The sequence below is a fragment of the Vibrio harveyi genome, assembly GCF_030060435.1.
Lineage (GTDB): Bacteria > Pseudomonadota > Gammaproteobacteria > Enterobacterales > Vibrionaceae > Vibrio > Vibrio harveyi.
This window is the reverse complement of sequence record NZ_CP125876.1, coordinates 959,880-976,518: the sequence shown is the minus strand read 5'-3', so window position 1 is coordinate 976,518 and position 16,639 is coordinate 959,880. Positions and strand designations below refer to the sequence as shown.

At 45.9% G+C, this 16,639-nt stretch carries 18 protein-coding genes; 7 read left to right on the top strand and 11 right to left on the bottom strand.

All coding sequences use genetic code 11. The features are described 5' to 3' along the window. Positions 1-73 precede the first annotated feature (73 nt). From QMY49_RS20985 to QMY49_RS20975, 3 genes are all read right to left on the bottom strand, one after another. A complete protein-coding gene (locus QMY49_RS20985) occupies positions 74-592 on the bottom strand; it encodes a glycine zipper 2TM domain-containing protein (protein WP_283316602.1) in 519 nt (172 codons plus the stop codon). A gap of 220 nt (positions 593-812) precedes the next feature. Then, positions 813-1,160 (bottom strand): GlpM family protein, encoded by a 348-nt coding sequence (locus QMY49_RS20980; protein WP_017818484.1) that lies wholly within the window; start codon positions 1,158-1,160, stop codon positions 813-815. 18 nt (positions 1,161-1,178) lie between these two features. Further along, on the bottom strand, positions 1,179-1,538 hold the full coding sequence (locus tag QMY49_RS20975) for a hypothetical protein (RefSeq protein WP_005452972.1): 360 nt from the start codon (positions 1,536-1,538) through the stop codon (positions 1,179-1,181). Positions 1,539-1,765: 227 nt separating this feature from the next. On the opposite strand from QMY49_RS20975, the gene QMY49_RS27290 reads away from it, so the two are divergent. Continuing rightward, the gene (locus QMY49_RS27290) at positions 1,766-1,948 is read left to right on the top strand and encodes a hypothetical protein (protein WP_005452974.1); all 183 of its coding nucleotides are present in this window, start codon (positions 1,766-1,768) and stop codon (positions 1,946-1,948) included. A 65-nt stretch (positions 1,949-2,013) separates the two neighbouring features. Here QMY49_RS27290 and pncB read toward each other — a convergent pair whose 3' ends face one another. After that, the gene (pncB, locus tag QMY49_RS20970; protein ID WP_005452976.1) at positions 2,014-3,324 is read right to left on the bottom strand and encodes a nicotinate phosphoribosyltransferase; all 1,311 of its coding nucleotides are present in this window, start codon (positions 3,322-3,324) and stop codon (positions 2,014-2,016) included. Positions 3,325-3,714: 390 nt separating this feature from the next. Between pncB and QMY49_RS20965 the strand changes: the two genes are divergently transcribed. Together QMY49_RS20965 and QMY49_RS20960 are read left to right on the top strand one after the other, a co-directional pair. Next, positions 3,715-4,440, top strand: coding sequence for an NUDIX domain-containing protein (locus QMY49_RS20965; RefSeq protein WP_283316596.1), 726 nt, complete (start codon positions 3,715-3,717; stop codon positions 4,438-4,440). 31 nt (positions 4,441-4,471) lie between these two features. Then, positions 4,472-5,125, top strand: coding sequence for a nicotinamidase (locus tag QMY49_RS20960; protein ID WP_283316595.1), 654 nt, complete (start codon positions 4,472-4,474; stop codon positions 5,123-5,125). 96 nt (positions 5,126-5,221) lie between these two features. On the opposite strand, the gene sodC is transcribed toward QMY49_RS20960, so the two are convergent. The 3 genes from sodC to katE1 all read right to left on the bottom strand — a co-directional run bounded on the left by sodC (position 5,222) and on the right by katE1 (position 7,841). Continuing rightward, a complete protein-coding gene (gene sodC, locus QMY49_RS20955) occupies positions 5,222-5,734 on the bottom strand; it encodes a superoxide dismutase [Cu-Zn] SodC (protein WP_283316593.1) in 513 nt (170 codons plus the stop codon). A gap of 27 nt (positions 5,735-5,761) precedes the next feature. Beyond that, positions 5,762-6,226: an ankyrin repeat domain-containing protein gene (locus QMY49_RS20950; protein ID WP_005436364.1), complete on the bottom strand. Its 465-nt coding sequence runs from the start codon at positions 6,224-6,226 to the stop codon at positions 5,762-5,764. A 100-nt stretch (positions 6,227-6,326) separates the two neighbouring features. Then, positions 6,327-7,841, bottom strand: coding sequence for a catalase KatE1 (gene katE1 / locus QMY49_RS20945; RefSeq protein ID WP_283316591.1), 1,515 nt, complete (start codon positions 7,839-7,841; stop codon positions 6,327-6,329). A 259-nt stretch (positions 7,842-8,100) separates the two neighbouring features. Between katE1 and QMY49_RS20940 the strand changes: the two genes are divergently transcribed. From QMY49_RS20940 to QMY49_RS20930, 3 genes are all read left to right on the top strand, one after another. Further along, positions 8,101-8,457, top strand: a complete 357-nt coding sequence (locus QMY49_RS20940) for a VOC family protein (RefSeq protein WP_172581126.1) — start codon at positions 8,101-8,103, stop codon at positions 8,455-8,457. Positions 8,458-8,645: 188 nt separating this feature from the next. Then, positions 8,646-9,449 carry an alpha/beta hydrolase gene (locus QMY49_RS20935; RefSeq protein WP_283316590.1) on the top strand — a complete coding sequence of 268 codons (804 nt, stop codon included), beginning with the start codon at positions 8,646-8,648 and terminating at the stop codon, positions 9,447-9,449. Positions 9,450-9,583: 134 nt separating this feature from the next. After that, positions 9,584-10,477 (top strand): DMT family transporter, encoded by an 894-nt coding sequence (locus QMY49_RS20930; RefSeq protein ID WP_050902581.1) that lies wholly within the window; start codon positions 9,584-9,586, stop codon positions 10,475-10,477. Between the two features lie 101 nt (positions 10,478-10,578). Here the strand turns inward: QMY49_RS20930 and manA are convergent, their stop codons facing one another. The 3 genes from manA to malX form a co-directional block, all read right to left on the bottom strand. Next, complete coding sequence (manA, locus tag QMY49_RS20925; RefSeq protein WP_283316587.1) at positions 10,579-11,766, bottom strand: mannose-6-phosphate isomerase, class I; 1,188 nt, start codon at positions 11,764-11,766, stop codon at positions 10,579-10,581. A 21-nt stretch (positions 11,767-11,787) separates the two neighbouring features. After that, positions 11,788-12,966: a MalY/PatB family protein gene (locus tag QMY49_RS20920; RefSeq protein ID WP_283316586.1), complete on the bottom strand. Its 1,179-nt coding sequence runs from the start codon at positions 12,964-12,966 to the stop codon at positions 11,788-11,790. A gap of 92 nt (positions 12,967-13,058) precedes the next feature. Continuing rightward, complete coding sequence (malX, locus tag QMY49_RS20915) at positions 13,059-14,630, bottom strand: maltose/glucose-specific PTS transporter subunit IIBC (protein ID WP_005436347.1); 1,572 nt, start codon at positions 14,628-14,630, stop codon at positions 13,059-13,061. 237 nt (positions 14,631-14,867) lie between these two features. On the opposite strand from malX, the gene malI reads away from it, so the two are divergent. Then, positions 14,868-15,890: a Mal regulon transcriptional regulator MalI gene (malI, locus tag QMY49_RS20910; RefSeq protein WP_017818475.1), complete on the top strand. Its 1,023-nt coding sequence runs from the start codon at positions 14,868-14,870 to the stop codon at positions 15,888-15,890. On the opposite strand, the gene QMY49_RS20905 is transcribed toward malI, so the two are convergent. Further along, a complete protein-coding gene (locus QMY49_RS20905) occupies positions 15,887-16,627 on the bottom strand; it encodes a DeoR/GlpR family DNA-binding transcription regulator (RefSeq protein WP_017189618.1) in 741 nt (246 codons plus the stop codon). The genes malI and QMY49_RS20905 overlap by 4 nt on opposite strands. Positions 16,628-16,639 lie beyond the last annotated feature (12 nt).

The window sequence follows — 16,639 nt, the reverse complement described above, 5'->3', positions numbered from 1 at the left end:
ACTATCTTCTAAAACGAAAAAAGCCCTTAAGTTCAATGAACAAATGGGCTTATGTATTCAATCTAGTTGGCGATTATTGCGGTAGAACCACTTTACCACCTTGAATTGGGAAAGTTTTGCCTGCAGGTTTGCTCTTCATGCGCACAGTCGTTGGTGCACCTGCAACTTCATAAGTGACATCGTAACCTACTACTTTTTCTGAAGTGGTGTATTCAGTGTGGCATTGTTTCTCTGTTGAAGTCACAACATCGCCCTTCTGCACATTGTCTTGAATTTCACGCCCTGCCATTGCACCGGCAATTGTTCCTGCCGCCGTTGCAATCACTTTACCTGAACCACCACCGATTTGGTTACCTAATGCAGCACCCGCCGCCGCACCGCCAACCGTGCCAAGGATCTTGTTGTTGTCTTTAGGTGCAACTTGGTGCGTCACTACAACATCTTTACACACTTGATGTGGGTTCTTCACGGTTTCAGTTACCGCTTCAACAAGCGTAATGTTTGCTTCAGTTGGTGCAGGTGGCGTTTTGTCTTTACAGCCTGCCAGTACAGCAACCACTGCCGTCGCGATTGCGATAGATTTCATATTCATGGATTACTTCCCAGTACAGTTATCTTTGATTGGCGGTATAGTAAATCGTGAACTGGAATTCACATCAGGTAAAAACAAGCCCGAGGTCATTAGCAGGTTAAAAAACGGCGTTTTATAAACGGAATGTCAGGAGGTAATCTTGAAAAGGTCAATCGGAGCCAGATCACATCAATGCTGACTATGAATCGCCCAGCAACTACTAAGTCAGATTGAGCAAACTTTAAGCAACCACCATCCATCGAGTCCAAAAGACGAGCAAAATCGATGCGAACATGACCCAAACCAGCGTCGCGGCTGTCAGTGTACCCACCAAGCTCAAGCGGTAGCTAAAGTAAAAGACAGACATCAGATACGCCGCATAAGGTATTAGAGAGTAGATACCGAACAGTGCGGTTTGGCGCAGTGCCTCCATATCTCGCTCGCTGCCCACAATAAAGTGCGCAATCAATGCGAAGGTCGGAAACAAAGGCACCAAACCTGCAATATAGAAGCTTTTTGATTTAGAGAGCATGGCAATGACGAGTACTGCCACCGCACCGAGTAACGATTTGAGAAAAAGACTGGTCATCAATATCTATCAAACCGTCTAAGCTAAACTCAAAAACAGCTCATCATCTGTCAGATATTTATGACGATGGCTTAGACTGCGTAAGTGCATAAACATAAAGTCAGGAAAACCTGGAGCAATGACGTTGTTTGGCTCCCAGAAGATGCCACCCACGAAAACGTAGCGGCCTTGCTTTTCATCATCATGCAAAGGGTTATTGATTGGTGTCGACAATTCAGCGCGGCATCCTTCAACTACACAGACGATTTGCCCTTTAAAAATGCCAATTACACGTTTAACAAGGTTCGCTTTTATTCCGCACTTCCATGCTTGGCGCGTTGCCCACTCATAACCGTGTTTGTTAATCGCTTTTTTTTGTAAATGCACAACCAAATTCATCGCTCATTCCCGAGTTGACCTTTGTTTGTACTATAACCAAATCGCCTTCTCGGTTTGCCGATTTTAATTTGTCGAAACCATAGAAGATAAAAATCAAGAAACGGGAGCTTTACAACAATTCGCCTTTTCCTTAACGAATTTTAGGATTTTTCTGACAATATAAAACAACTTCTGTTGCATAGAATGGCGTCATATTTATAAAAATAACGACAACAATAAGGTGACGTATGGCTTTTGATGACTATTGGAAGAAGGTTCGTGAAAAGCACTTAAAGAGTGCCAACTTAGAAGGGCTTATTGTTAAAAGAATACGAGCGAATACAGGCAGTAAGAGGCTCCCATATCGAACGAAGTGTGGCGCACTGTGTGAAATCAAGTACAACGAAGTGTGCGACAGTCAAAAAGAGTGATGATTCTGCACCACCCTTTTCTCAGTATTTCAACTTTACCGCCGATAAACACCGTTCTTACCGGACTACGCGTCAATAAGGTAGTTATCGCCTTCGTTTTCTAGGCGATCGATCAGTACGCGACACTCATCGAGATCAAGCGGCTGCTCAAAACGACGCTTCAAATTCATCAAAAAGAAGATGTCTTCGCACATCGCTTTCTCTGGCTCATCGCTGATTTTCGCAACAGGTGAGCCATTGCATGACACCATTTTAATAACGATAGACAAAGGTTTATACGCAACACCTTGTGCGTTCACGTAATCACCCATATCGTTCGCAAGCGACGTACCAATGCCAAAACTCACTTGAACACGACCTTGGAAGTGCTCACAAATATCTAGCGCTTGATCGAAGTTCAAACCATCGGTAAACACCAAGGTTTTCGTCATTGGATCGATGCCAAGCGATTGATAATGCATAATCATCTTTTCGCCCCATGTGTAAGGGCAGCCACTATCATGACGCACTCCCACATAAGCATTACTGAGTTCTTCATCAAAGTCTTTTAAGAACGCATCAATACCAATGGTGTCCGTTAATGCAATGCCTAACGCGCCATTAAACATCTTTTGCCAACGCTGCAGTGCTACCTTTTGTGAATCACGGACATTCACGAGCGCTTGGTGCCCCATAAACCATTCGTGTGCCACTGTACCGATTGGCGTGAGATCGAGCTCTTTCGCCAAATGGTAGTTACTGGTTCCAGTTAGACTGTCAGGCAACTCTTCGCTCAGATACTGCAACATTGATCGCTGAGCTTGGAACGAGAAACGACGACGAGTCGACATATCAGCAAACTTAAAGTTGGTGATATTACGACGTTTCAACTCTGCTTTAAGGAGACGAACCTTCTCTTCTAAAACCGATTGGAACTGCTCGACTGGGATCTCTGCCCAACGTGCACGGCTACGCACTTCGGACACAATACTCATGATGATGGTTTCGTAAAGAATGGTTTCTTTCCAAAGACCATTGATGGTAATGCGTAATTGGCTTGTGCCATCAGCCATGGTTTTCGTATTGAAAGAAACATCGCGTTGAGGGTTAAAACGAAACGCATGCAGTGCATCAACAAACTCAGGACTTAGATAAGGCGCAACACCTTTCATGTACTCAATTTCTTCTGCAGAGAAGGTAATATCTTGCAGTTTAAGTACTTCAGCTTTCACCTCTGGCAGCAATTCAGATAGGTCTTCTTCACTGCGCACGATGAATTTATAAGACACCATCGCATCGGGATAAAGCGCTGCAACAGCACTCATCATGTTCACTTTGTATACGTCAAAATCTAACGCACTTTGGATGATGCGAGACGAAAATAAATTGGTGGTCATTCGGAGCCCTTCTACACGCCCTTTTTCGTTTATACCCAAATTCCCTCAGCACGGTGCAAACCGCATCTTATTGTTTTCCCGACAAAGTTGGGGGAAAGTTCTCAACAAGGCAAACTTGGGTATATAACTTGTTGTTACTAACTTAATTGCGTAAACAATAAACACCCACTTAGGGTTTGTCAACTTTTGTTACTAACCACTCATTTTTATAAGGTTTTTACGCACAAAATTCGGACAGTTATTGTGGATAACCTGAGCAGATAAGCACACCTTTGCTTAAAGAGGAACGCTAGACAACAATGAACACGTTTCTAACAATCGGTTACTTACCCATTGATTGACTACTTGTTATGCGCTAGATTACTTACAAATTATTCTCAGGACCAAATCATGATCGTAACCGTCGACATTATTCCATTCAGACTATCTGGCTGCGCCGATAAGGGGTTGGAAGTGTTGCTGATCAAGCGTTCGAACCCGGAACGTCCGTACCACGGTGTATGGGCCCTACCCGGCGGGTTTGTGTTTGATAAAGACATGACCCACGAAGGTGGACGCCCGGCGGACGAGAACTTTGAAGCAGCACGACGCCGTATCTGCCGCGAAAAAATCCATACCTACCCTCGTCACTTTAGTGAAGCCTTTGTCGATGGCGACCCAAAACGCGATCCTGAAGATTGGAGTCTGAACATCACTCACTACGCCTTGGTTGACCGTAACAACAAAGAGCAAATTGACAACGCTGGCGTTCCAGAATGTCATCTAAAGTGGTTCCCACTACAAGCAATCCTTGATGGCGAAGAGACCCTCGCTTTTGATCACCAAAAGATGATTGAAAAGGCATGGCAGAAGTTGCGCGCCTCTATCGAATACACCTCGGTCCTATTGTTCGCACTTGATAAAGAGTTTCTGGTTGCCGACATCATTGCCGCCTATCAAGAGTTCGGTATCGACATCAGTCGCATGACGATCAAACGACGCTTGATTGATTCAGGTGTACTCAAGCCAACCAACAAAGTCGCTTCCACTAACAAAGGTAAAGGCGGCAAACCAGCGATGGTCTACACCCTAGCAAGCAACGAAGTAACCTTTTTCCAAAACTGTTTGCGTGGCTAACGCAAGCATAAAGACAGACAAGGAGTCTGCCATGACAGTTCGAGTTAATTACCAAACCACAGCAGTGATCGACGTGGATCCTGAGAAAGGTTTCACCGAACTTTGCCCTGACGAACTGCCAGTCACTGGCGCATTAGAAATCGTTCCAGAACTACTAAAGAACCACGCGAAAGGTCGCTTAAAGCTCGTCAGCCGTGATTTGCATCCACCAAAAGCGGCGTGGGACGCAGAAACGCCAGCGAATATGCTTGAACCAGTAGGCTTACCTAACGTGGATATTAAGTGGAATCGCCATTGTGTGCTTGGCACTACGGGCGTTGAACTGTTGGACGGCCTACCTCCTGTTCTGGAGTACGATTTCCAAGTGAACAAAGGCATGGACCCAGACGCGCATCCTTACGGTATCTTTTTCCACGACGTGGCTGATACCAAAACTACAGGTGCGAATGAGTTCCTTAAATTCAACCACATCGATACGGTTGTTGTTGGTGGCTTAGCGCTTGATTTTTGTGTGAAGAAGTCCGTGACTCAAGCTCTCGATTTAGGTTTCAAAGTGATTGTGAACCTAGCATCTAGCCGCGCAGTATTGCCAGATACTATCGATGCAGTGATTGCGGAGATGGAAGAGAAAGGTGCAGTATTTGTTAGCAGTGCAGATGACATCATCGTCGAGAACTTCGCGTAATTTAAGTCGGTTTAAACTAAGCCCATCAGCTTTTGCTCAAAAAAATCGGTCCAGCTTATCTGGACCGTTTTTTGTTTGTGGCGTCTAAGAAGGGGATTACTTAATCACACCACACACAATGCGAGCACCGCCGCCGCCAAGTTTCGCCGGATGATCAGAGTGATTATCACCACCAGCATGAACCATCAAAGCACGACCTTTTACGTCATCAAGTTTCACTCGTGGTGCCAATACTGGCTGATCCGCCATTCCATGAGCATTCACGTAAAGCGCGGGTAAATCGCCAAGGTGATTGTCGTCCGTCCAAGGGAAACCATGCTTGCCTGTTTTTTCTGGGTCATAATGCCCTCCGGCAGCACCGCCAAGTATCGTTTTACCTTCTTTGGTAATGCTATCGCACGAGCCGTTAGTGTGTAGATGGAAGCCATGTGTACCAGCAGGTAAACCCTGTAGTTTCGGCGTAAAAACGGTACCGTAATCACTGTCGCTGATCATCACGCTCCCGGTTGATTGACCAGAGCCAAGGTCAATCATTTCTACGCTTACTGTCTCGGCAAAAGTTGGGGAAGAGAGAAGCGTTAGTGCAGCAAGCCATGTTGTTTTATTCATACTGTGGGTCCTATTTATTGTTATTTATCAGTGTTGAAGCGATTTCAACACATTGGATTGACCATAGATCTCGGCAAATTCTTTCAAATTTAGCCCAGCTTTATTGCGCAGCTCTGGTGAACAATCCGCTTGATAGAGGTCTTTAGCTATACCTATTTCACGTTTGATGAGTGCCCCCATTAATGCAGTGTTACCACGCTTATCTTGTAGGCAGGCGTTGGCTCCGGAGTCGAGCAGCAAGCGAACGGTTTCTCTATGTCCTTGATACGCTGCCACCATCAATGCGGTATAACTTTGAGTGTTACGTTGGTCGATTGGGAAGCCTTGAGAAACAAATGTATCGACCACTTCGTTATTGCCAATTCGCGCTGCGTCAAAGAACAGTTCAACCAGAGATTGGTATTCCTCTTCCAGCTTGTCTTCGGCGGCCAATAAGCTCAGCGAAAAGCTCAAAGAGAACAGAACGGCACTGAGCAAAAACACGGTTTTCATTTACTCACCCTCATTAACAAAATTGGAGAATGACCCACGGGAGCCCTGATTTTCGGGCAGAAAAGAGCAGATAAATCTCCCGCAGGTCAAAACTTATTGCTTACATCATCGCTTTGTTTTTCACTTGCTTGAGATTGGTATCTGTCGCCTCAGCCAGACGCGTACCGTACTCTTTGTCTGCACGGTAGAAATAGCTCACCATGGTTTCCTTAACGTCTTTATCCATCACCTTGTTCAGGTCACCCGCTAAGTTGGCAATCAAATCACTCTGGTCTTGCTTGTTCATGCTGCGGAACAACACACCCGCTTGGTAGAAGTTACGAGGATTGCTGATCGCTTTTTGTTGAACAGTGCCAACCAACTTGGTTTCAACTGCTTTAAACTGCGTGTCTTCTGCCAGCGCCAGTTTGCGGCTTGGTTCGTAGTTCACATCACCATTGCCTTGCTTCGCGTTGTTGCCCAATCCATCTTGGTTATGGTTATTCACTGATGCTAAAGGACGGTTTACTGGCAGCTGGAACAAGTTCACACCCAAACGGTACAACTGTGTATCTGCATAAGCGAACAAACGACCTTGTAGCAAACGGTCTTCTGATGGTTCGATACCAGGAATCAGATTCGAAGGCGCAAATGCCGACTGTTCAGTGTCTAAAAAGAAATTTTCTGGTAGGCGATTCAACGTCATAGTGCCGACTTTTTGATCCGGTACATTCAGCCATACTTTGGTTGCATCCAACCCGTTGTAATCCAGTTTGTTCAGAGCTTCTGGTGACAGCACTTTCACGTAGAGATCCCACTTAGGATAGTTACCACGCCCAATTTCTTTGTACAGATCATTGGTTAAATGGTTGAAGTCCTTACCCTGCATCGCAGTTACTTCATCAGGACGAAGGCTTTCAATACCTTGTTGGCTCTTCCATTGGAACTTCACGTAGTTCACATCGCCTTGCTTATTGATCCACTTGTAAGCGTGCACACCAAAGCCATCCATCGTGCGATAGCTTGCTGGCGTGCCTAAGTTGCTATAAACCCAAGTCAGCATGTTGGTCGCACTCGGCTCATGACTGAAGAAATCAAAGAATCGGTTTGGATCCTGAACGTTGTTAACTGGAGACGGTTTGAGAGAGTGCACCATATCCGGGAACTTAATCGAATCACGGATGAAGAACACAGGCAGGTTGTTCCCTACCAGATCCCAGTTACCCTGTTCAGTATAAAATTTAGTGGCGAAACCACGAGGATCGCGAAGTGTCTCTGGTGATCCTTTTGAGTGAATAACGGTCGAAAAACGTACGAAAACAGGAGTTGCCTTTCCTTTGTTAGTAAAAGGAGCGGAAACCGTTAAGTCACTAAAATCACCCGATGCAACAAACTCACCGTGAGCACCTGTACCACGAGCATGCACAACACGCTCAGGAATTCGCTCTCTAGCAAAACGCTGCAATTTTTGGATCAGGTGAACGTCTTGCAGTAATACGCTGCCATTTTCACCTGCTGTGATTGAATTCTGGTTGTCACCAACTGGTGCACCATTGTCTCTTGTCAGGGTTTGCGCCTGTAGAGATGTGCTGGCTAAGCCAACTGTAATTAATAAAAAGCTTTTTGACATCTGCATGGTTGCTCTCCAATGCGTGCTAACCATTTGACCAGTCGAGTGGTCAATGGATACTCAAAAGCTCTTTTCTGCCCACCGAGAATATATCTTCAACAATTACATTTGTTTAATGGGAAATAACGATAGATTTAATAGGGAGAACCAATGAAATTTTTGAGGTTTTATCGGTTTGATTAATAAAACCTAGACTCGGGCTGAGAAACTCGACGGAAGAGTTAATACACTGACAGAAAAGCACAGCGATGAAAAGGACACCAGAATGCACCAAGATGAAAAGTTAAATTACGTTGAGTTTGGCACGCGAGACATCAATGCGACTAAACAGTTTTTCGAGCAAGCCTTTGGATGGGGCTTCGTTGATTATGGTCCAGAGTACAGCGCCTTTTCAGATCAAGGTTTAGACGGTGGCTTTTTTGCAGCAGAGCAAGTGAGCCAAACAACAAATGGGGCGGCACTACTGGTGTTCTATAGTTCAGATATTCACGCTACGTTAGCTAAAGTCGAACAGTTCGGGGGGCAAGTAATTCGTCCGATCTTCGAATTTCCCGGCGGTTGTCGTTTCCATTTCACCGAGCCGGGTGGCAATGAATTCGCGGTCTGGTCTGAAAACCATTAATTAATGACAGGTAAAACAATAATTAATGACAAGTAAAACAGCAACGTACCATTACATTCGATAATTGACTCGAAGAGTTACAAACCAGCTCGCCTCGCCTTCTCATTTATTGATAACGCGGGGCTTTTAGAGCGGTTAAATCTTATACAGTTGTTTTTGTTCTTTAAATACAAAAGCAAAGGTAAAACATGGAAGTTTTGAAGCGTTGGTTCATCGCCCTTTCAATAGGGGTTGTATTATCGGCATGTGGCGGGGGAGATGGCTCCTCTGTTGACAGCAGCTCCGCATATGTTCCTGCGGAAAAAATACAAGACAATATTTTTTCCAATATCACTGGCGTTAGTTATCCCTACGACATCTACTTGCCAGAAAACTATGAAGAGCGCACGACATCTTTACCCGTCATCTACGTTTCCGACGGTAATGGGACAGGTCAGGGGTTTGGTAACCTCATCGCCAATGCCGAACTCGATGTCATCCTAATCGCCATTCATGAAGGTCCTCCTGGACGCAGAAACATTGATTATTTGCCACCAGGCGTCTATGACTTCTACCTTTTCTTAACCCAAGAACTCATCCCAATTGTTGAAGCCGAATACGATATTGATCCAAATGAACGTACACTGGCTGGACATTCATTTGGAGGCGCAAAAACTGCCTATATCATGCTAACGGAAGACATTGGCGTCGAGTTCTTCAAAAATTTCATCATCTCTGACGGGTCATTTTGGCGCATTGATGACACCATCTATTCTTTGGAGGAGCAACGTTACGAGGCTTCACCATGGTTAGAAGCCACCGCTATATTGAGCTCAACAAACATCGGAAATCATCCATCGGTTGATGCTTTCTATAAACATATCCAATCGAAGGGCTACATGGGCTTTAATTTGCCACCGCTCATCGAGTACAAAAAATTAGATCACGGGAAGATGTGGTACCACACCTACAGAGACAGTCTACCAATCTTGTTTCCAAAAGAAGAAATTTAAGACCATCAAAATAAGTCAGTGGTAGCCAGATTCGGAACTGACATTGCATTTCTGGTTGATCTCATCCTTGGTTTAATCCACTGTTAGCGCAACAATTAATCAATGGGGCGCTAGACCTCGACCAAGGATGTATCATGACTGCAGCCAGTTTTTTTCGCTTACTTTGTCTCGCTGCTATTTGGGGTGGCTCGTTTCTGTTTATGCGAGTCGCCGCTAATACGTTCGGACCGGCTTACTTAATCGAGTTTCGTGTTGCATTTGCGGCAATAGCATTGCTCTTAATAGCTTTCTATCTCAAAAAGAAACTTGCCTTCACAAAACACATTAAGCACTTTTTCATTATTGGCTTATTTAACAGCGCCGTGCCCTTTCTGCTTTTTGCTTACGCTGCTCAAACGCTGAATGCGTCGACCTTAGCCATTCTCAACTCAACCGCACCGATATGGGGCGCGTTAATTGGTTTTGTTTGGTATCGCAGTCCTTTAACGGCAAAAGCCATTCTAGGTATGATGATTGGTATTGGTGGTGTGGCTGTACTTGTCGGCTTAGATTCTTCAACCATCGGCAGAGAGGCTATCTTCCCCATCGGGGCAAGCCTAATGGCTTCTTTCAGCTATGGGATTGCAACCAACTACACTAAAAATGCTCCGCAAGTTCCAGCTTTCGACAATGCACACGGCAGTATGTGGGCAGCGGTTATTTGGGTTCTACCGTTATTACCTTTCCTACCAATGCGCGCTGAACCAAGCAGTTTTGAATGGAGCTCCGTCATCGCTCTTGGCGTTGTGTGTACCGGTCTCGCTTATTTACTCTACTTCCGCTTAGTTTCGGATATTGGTCCTGCTTCTGCCTTGACCGTCACTTTCCTTGTCCCCGTTTTTGGTATTTTATGGGGTTACTTGATTCTGGGTGAACCTGTCGGTTTTAATACCATCATAGGGACAATTTTGGTGCTAGGCGGAACCATGTTGGTGACAGGTTTCTCTCCTGCTGCAATGCTGGCAAAGCGAAAACAAAGAGTGGCATAACGACCGTTGTAGTGCGCAGTCACCATATTTATGCCCAAGTAACATCAAACCATTTGAGACCGCGGGAATAGCGGTCTCAGTGTATGAGATAGACAAAGCACTCAGTTATACGCTCTTGCTAGCAAGCCACTGCCTTGATATTGGTAAAACTTACAATCGTTAGTGATAAATGCAGATTCTCCGGCTTTAAGGGTCAGACTTGTCTCTAGTGTCATGATCTCAACTCTGCCTTCAACACAAAAAACAATCTCTGCACCACGCACAAACTGTTGTTTGCATTCGCCATCGGAAGAGAGAATATCAAATCCAAAATCATCTACCGGAATTGGATAGCTCAATTTGCCCTCTTTATGAATTGGCGGCAGCTTAATCAGTTCCGGTTGCGTGGTGTGAAATGCCGTATTTGCGATAAGCTCATCCACATCAATGTACTTGGACGTTAACCCAGCTCTAAGCACGTTGTCAGAATTCGCCATGATTTCCAACGCTGTACCTTGCACATACGCATGAGGCGTTTCGGCATGGAGAAACATCGCTTCACCAGGTGCAAGTTCTATCGTGTTCAACATCAACGGAGACAGCAATCCAATGTCTTTCGGGTAATGCTTTTGAAACTCAGCCACATAACTGAGCACTTCTCTTTCCAATGCCGTCTTCGGACCACGCTCTAACGCTGCGTCCAGTTCTGCCAAGGCTTGAATTTTATGAGCTTCGCTCAAGGTCATGATCGCCGTGAAGAAGCCTTTCAACCCGTCTTGATTTGGGTGCTCGGCTAACGCGGCTACCTCGCCGTCTAAACTGCGAATACCAAATTGGCGGAACAGCGTCAGTATTTGTTCTATCGGACGAAAGCCATTCATCGCCTTATAAAAAGTCAGTGCGTAGACCAACTCTGGCTTGTGATTGGCGTCTTTATAGTTGCGATTAGGAGCATTAAGCGGAATGCCTTGTTCATTCTCTCTTGCAAAACCAAGTTCAGCTTTACGCTTGTTAGGATGAACTTGAATCGAGAGCGGAGAATCCGCCGCAAGCACTTTGAATAGATACGGAAGTTCACCGAAACGCATCATGGTGTAATCACCAAACATGCTTGCTTTGTCTCTCGCAATCACATCAGATAATAACTCACCGGTTGCTGCGAGGCGCGAGCAACCATTAGGGTGCGCTCCCATCCAAATTTCAGCTTGAGGTTGATGTTTCGCATTTTCGATGCCAAATAGTTTAGAAATTGACTCTTTGCTTCCCCAAGCGTAGTTTTGAATCACGTTATCTAACTTGAACAGTGACATCTCACTCTCTCCCGCGGTGTTTTAACACTGCAATTTGATCGCTTGAATCAAGGCTGAAACGCCCTGCTCAACTTTGCTTCTTGGGCAACCCAGATTGAGTCTGAGATAGCCTTTCCCAGAATCGCCATAAACATCTCCAGACATGATGGCAATATTGAATTGCTCAATTAACGCCTGATTAAGCAGCGTCATATCTAGATTCAAAACAGATAAGTCAATCCATGCTAAATAGGTCGCGTCTGGGACAAGGTAACTCACTTCAGGAAAGGCGCTTCCAAGTGCTTCTTTCACGTATTGATGGTTAGCCAATACATACTCGTTGAGCGCCTTTAACCAAGGTTCTCCGTGACGATAAGCCGCCATCGTACCAAGCACGCCCATAATAGAAGGCGATGAAAGACCATCCACCTCTTTGAGTTTATGCAGATAACGTTCGCGAGTTGGTGAATCCGCGATCAACGCATACGCGCCATTCAAGGCTGGAATATTGAATGATTTAGACGCCGATGTGACGACAGCCCAATCTTGTGAACAACCAAACCCCACGTAAGGGACGTGACGCTTAAAGCACACATCCATGTGGATTTCATCGGAAATCACTTTGACTTGGTGTTGGTTGCAAAGCTCCGCCATCTTTTCCAACTCGCTTTGGCGCCACACTCGCCCTGTTGGGTTATGAGGGCTGCACAACAACAGCACAGTGTTGTTCTGGTCAGCGAGTTTGGTTTCCAGATCTTGCCAGTCAATTTCAAATCGACCTTGCTGTTTGATGAGCGGACTGCGAACGCACATACGGTCTTGCCCTTCAATCATTTTGTCGAACGCATCATAAGCTGGCGTATGGAACACCACACCCTGCCCCGGCTGACTCCATTGCTCAATCAACTTTGACACAATGTAGATAACCGAAGGTCCGTACACCACTTGCTGAGTATCGATTTCGCAGTCAAAGCGAGTCTGATACCAGTAGCGAATCGCGGACTTAAAATCCTCGTGATTCCAGCGGCTATAACCTAATACCGGATGCTCTAAACGTTGTTTAAGCACATTCATTACAGGCTCTGGCGCAGCAAAATCCATATCTGAAATGGTAAACGGGAGTAGACCCGCTTTACCAAATCTATCCTGAACGTAGTCCCACTGCGTGCAGTAAGTGCCAGTGCGATCAATCGGTGTATCAAAGTCGAAATTCTGAGTCATACGAATATTCCAATATTAAGGTCCCTCGTCACAATCTCATTGGGGGGGAGGATGGAGATTGTGCCGAGGGGGAGCATCTATCAAGGCAATGATTAGCTAGCAGACATGATGGCTTGCATTTCATTCTTCACTAGGTGAACTTGCGTGCCAATCACGACTTGCAGGTTGTGCTCATCAAGCTTCACTACACCCAGCGCACCGTTGGCTTTCAACTTTGCGTCGTCGACCAAACTCATATCGTTAACAGACAAGCGAAGACGAGTGATGCAGTTATCCAAAGCTGTGATGTTCTCTTTACCACCAAGAGCTGCCAATACTGCAGCACCTTTGCCAGATTCGTTGATGAATGCCGCTTCAAGTTCTTTGTCCACTTCCGCCGTATCGACTTCACGACCTGGTGTTTTTAGGTTGAACTTAGTGATCGCAAACTTAAATACTGAGTAATAAACCACGAACCAAACACCCGCCACCAGCGGTACTAAGTACCATTTCGTTGCCGTGCCTTGCAGGATACCGAACACCAAGAAGTCAATCAGGTTGCCGTCTGTGTTACCGATGGTGACATCAAGCAAGCCCATCACCATAAAGCCCAGACCAGTCAGAATCGCATGGACAAAGTAAAGCACTGGCGCAACAAATAGGAACAAGAATTCAAGCGGCTCAGTGATACCGCCTACCACACAAGCTACGACGCCAGAGATAAGCAGTGCTTTAATTTTTGAGCGGTTCTCAGGGCGAGCACAGTGGTACATCGCAAGAGCTGCACCCGGTAAACCGCCTAGGAAAGTTGGCATTTTACCTTGAGACAAGAATGCCGTGACTTCCGGTGTAAATGCCGTTGTGTCAGGACAAGACAATTCAGAGTAGAAGATGTTTAATGCGCCAGACACGGTTTGACCACAGACGTCCATAGTACCGCCTGCTTCAGTGAATCGAATCAGCGCAACCAAGATATGGTGAAGACCGATTGGCAGCAATAAACGTTCGCCTGTACCAAACAGCATTGGACCGAAATCACCCGCGCCTTCAATCACATGACCGATACCATTAATGCCTGCAGCAAAGTAAGGCCATACGAATGGGATAAATACACCGACAACGCCCAGTACCAATGCAGAAATGATTGGAACAAAACGAGCACCACCAAAGAACGCTAGCGCATCTGGCATTTTGAAGGTGTAAAAACGCTGGTGAAGTTTCGCAACAATCACACCAACGATTACCGCGCCAAGGATACCAGTATCAATCGATTCAATGCCGATGATGCTTTTCACACCGTAGGCGGCACGTTCCGCTTCACTGTCTAGTACACCAGCGACGGTTAGGAAGAAGTTGATCGCAAGGTTGAACGCAGCATAGCCAACGAAACCCGCGAAACCTGCCACGCCTTTCTCTTCACGCGCTAACCCAAGCGGGATAGCTACTGCGAACATTACAGGTAAGTAAATGAATGCGACAAGACCGATTTTGGTCATCCACATAAACAGGTATTGCAAAGGGGTGTTGTCTAAAAATGGGATGGCTTCTTTGATAGCAGCGCTAGAAAACGAGCTGCCGACACCAAGAAGAATACCTGAGAATGCCAGCAGCGCGACTGGCAACATGAAGGTCTTGCCGAGGCTTTGCAAGAACTCCCACATGGTCGATTTATTGCTTTTAGACATAGTTTGTCTCCGGAATTTGAGAACTTGTAGGGCTCATACACATCACATTATGTGCGCATGAAGTGTTGTTTTTATGTGCTCAATATACGCCGCTAAAAATTTTGATAAAACGTTTTACCAAAAATTCTGTGATCGAGTTAGATATCTTTTTCCACAAACTGTCTAGGGCTTTTAAATTCAACCTAATAGGGTTAAAGTTTGTTGATAAAACGTTTTTCTAATCCATAAAGTGAATCTATGTCGTCAAAAAAAGTGACCATTACAGAAGTCGCTAAACATGCTGGCGTGTCAGTTACCACCGTCTCTATGGTGTTGGGGAATAAAGGGCGGATCTCTCCAGACACAATAGAAAAGGTCAACGCTGCGGTAGAAGAGCTCGGCTATATCCGTAACCGTGCCGCTGCCAACTTACGTTCCAACTCCAGTGAAATCATTGGACTGATCCTCAAAGACATCAGCGATCCCTATTACGCGGAAGTCGCGGCAGGATTGAGTGAGGAAATCGAGCAGCAAGGTTACATGCTGTTTCTGGCTCAGAGTGGGGATAGTCAAGAAAAGTTTGAGAAGTGTGTATTAACCATGGCACGCCAAGGTGTCGGTGGTATCGCATTTTGCCCGATTGGTGAAAGCCAGCAGTTCAACGTCGAAAACCTTAAGCAACACAATCTGCCAATGGTGTGCATTTCACGCGCTTCGGTGGATAAGCAAATCGACTATGTAGGACCAGACAACATGTACGCCGCCAAGTTGGCGACGGAGCATCTGGTTAAGCAAGGGCATCGCAGAATCGCTTATGTCGGTGGCGCGAGCAGTTCTTTGTGCCGTGCTGAGCGTATTGGTGGGTATTGTTCAACCCTGATGCAGTTTGGTTTGCCTTTCAAACCTGAGTGGGTGGTCGAGTGTGAGAAAAGCCAAGCGTCTGCCGCTCAAGCTGTGCAGCAGTTGTTGTTGGAACATCCACAGATTACTGCGGTTCTTTGTCACCATTCCTCGACGGCACTAGGCGCGGTTTATGGCATACATCGAGCGGGACGTTCTATCGGTAAAGATCAGTTTATCGGCGAGCAAGTATCGGTGATTGGTTTTGATGACGTTGAAGAAGCAGAGTTAATTGAACCACCGCTCACCTTCGTTAATTCCAATGCACGAGAGATGGGAAGACAAGCAGCAAAACGATTGATCAATCAATTGAAGCAAGAAGACAGCGAGCCTTACAGCTTGATCCTACCTCCCAAACTCATTGTTCGTGAGTCGGCTTAACCCAACACCACTTCCACACCTTGCTTTCTCAACTGTTCGAGGTCGCTTTTCGGAGCGGCTTTGTCGGTTAACAACACAGAGATTTCACTCGTTTTACCAATCGAAGATGGGTAGATTTGCCCAAACTTGCTTGAGTCCGTCAGCACGATATTACGGCGCTTTTTCGCAATGATGGTTTCAGCTATTTCTGCACGCATCATGTCTCGGCTAGTAAAGCCTGTGTCTTGATGGAAACCGTCAATACCCAAGAAAGCCGTGCTGAAATGAATGTTCTCAATACACAGCTTAGTCAGCGGTCCAACCAAGCTCTCGCCTTGATGCTGATACACACCACCAAGCAAGATGATGTTAGCTGAGGTGTTACGGATGAGGTGGGCGATGTACGCTGATGGAGTAATGAGGGTGACGTCACCACGTTCAGCCAATGTGCGAGCCAAGAGCGCATTAGCACTGCCGCCTTCGATCAATACAGTTTCGTTTGGTGATACCAAGTCTGCCGCTTTGTTGGCTAACGCTTGTTTGATGTCGAAACGCACTTCGAGTCGCGTATCAATATCGTCACTTTGTAGCGCCGTCGCAGCGCCGTGTACGCGCTTTAAGTAGCCTTGTTGCTCAAGGAAGTTCAAATCCTGTCTGATGGTCACGCCCGACACGCCAATGATGTCAGAAAGCTCCGTCACTTGAACGCGTTTGCGGTCATTAACCAATTGCAGGATTTCATTTTGTCTTGAGTTCACAGGCTCGCTCCT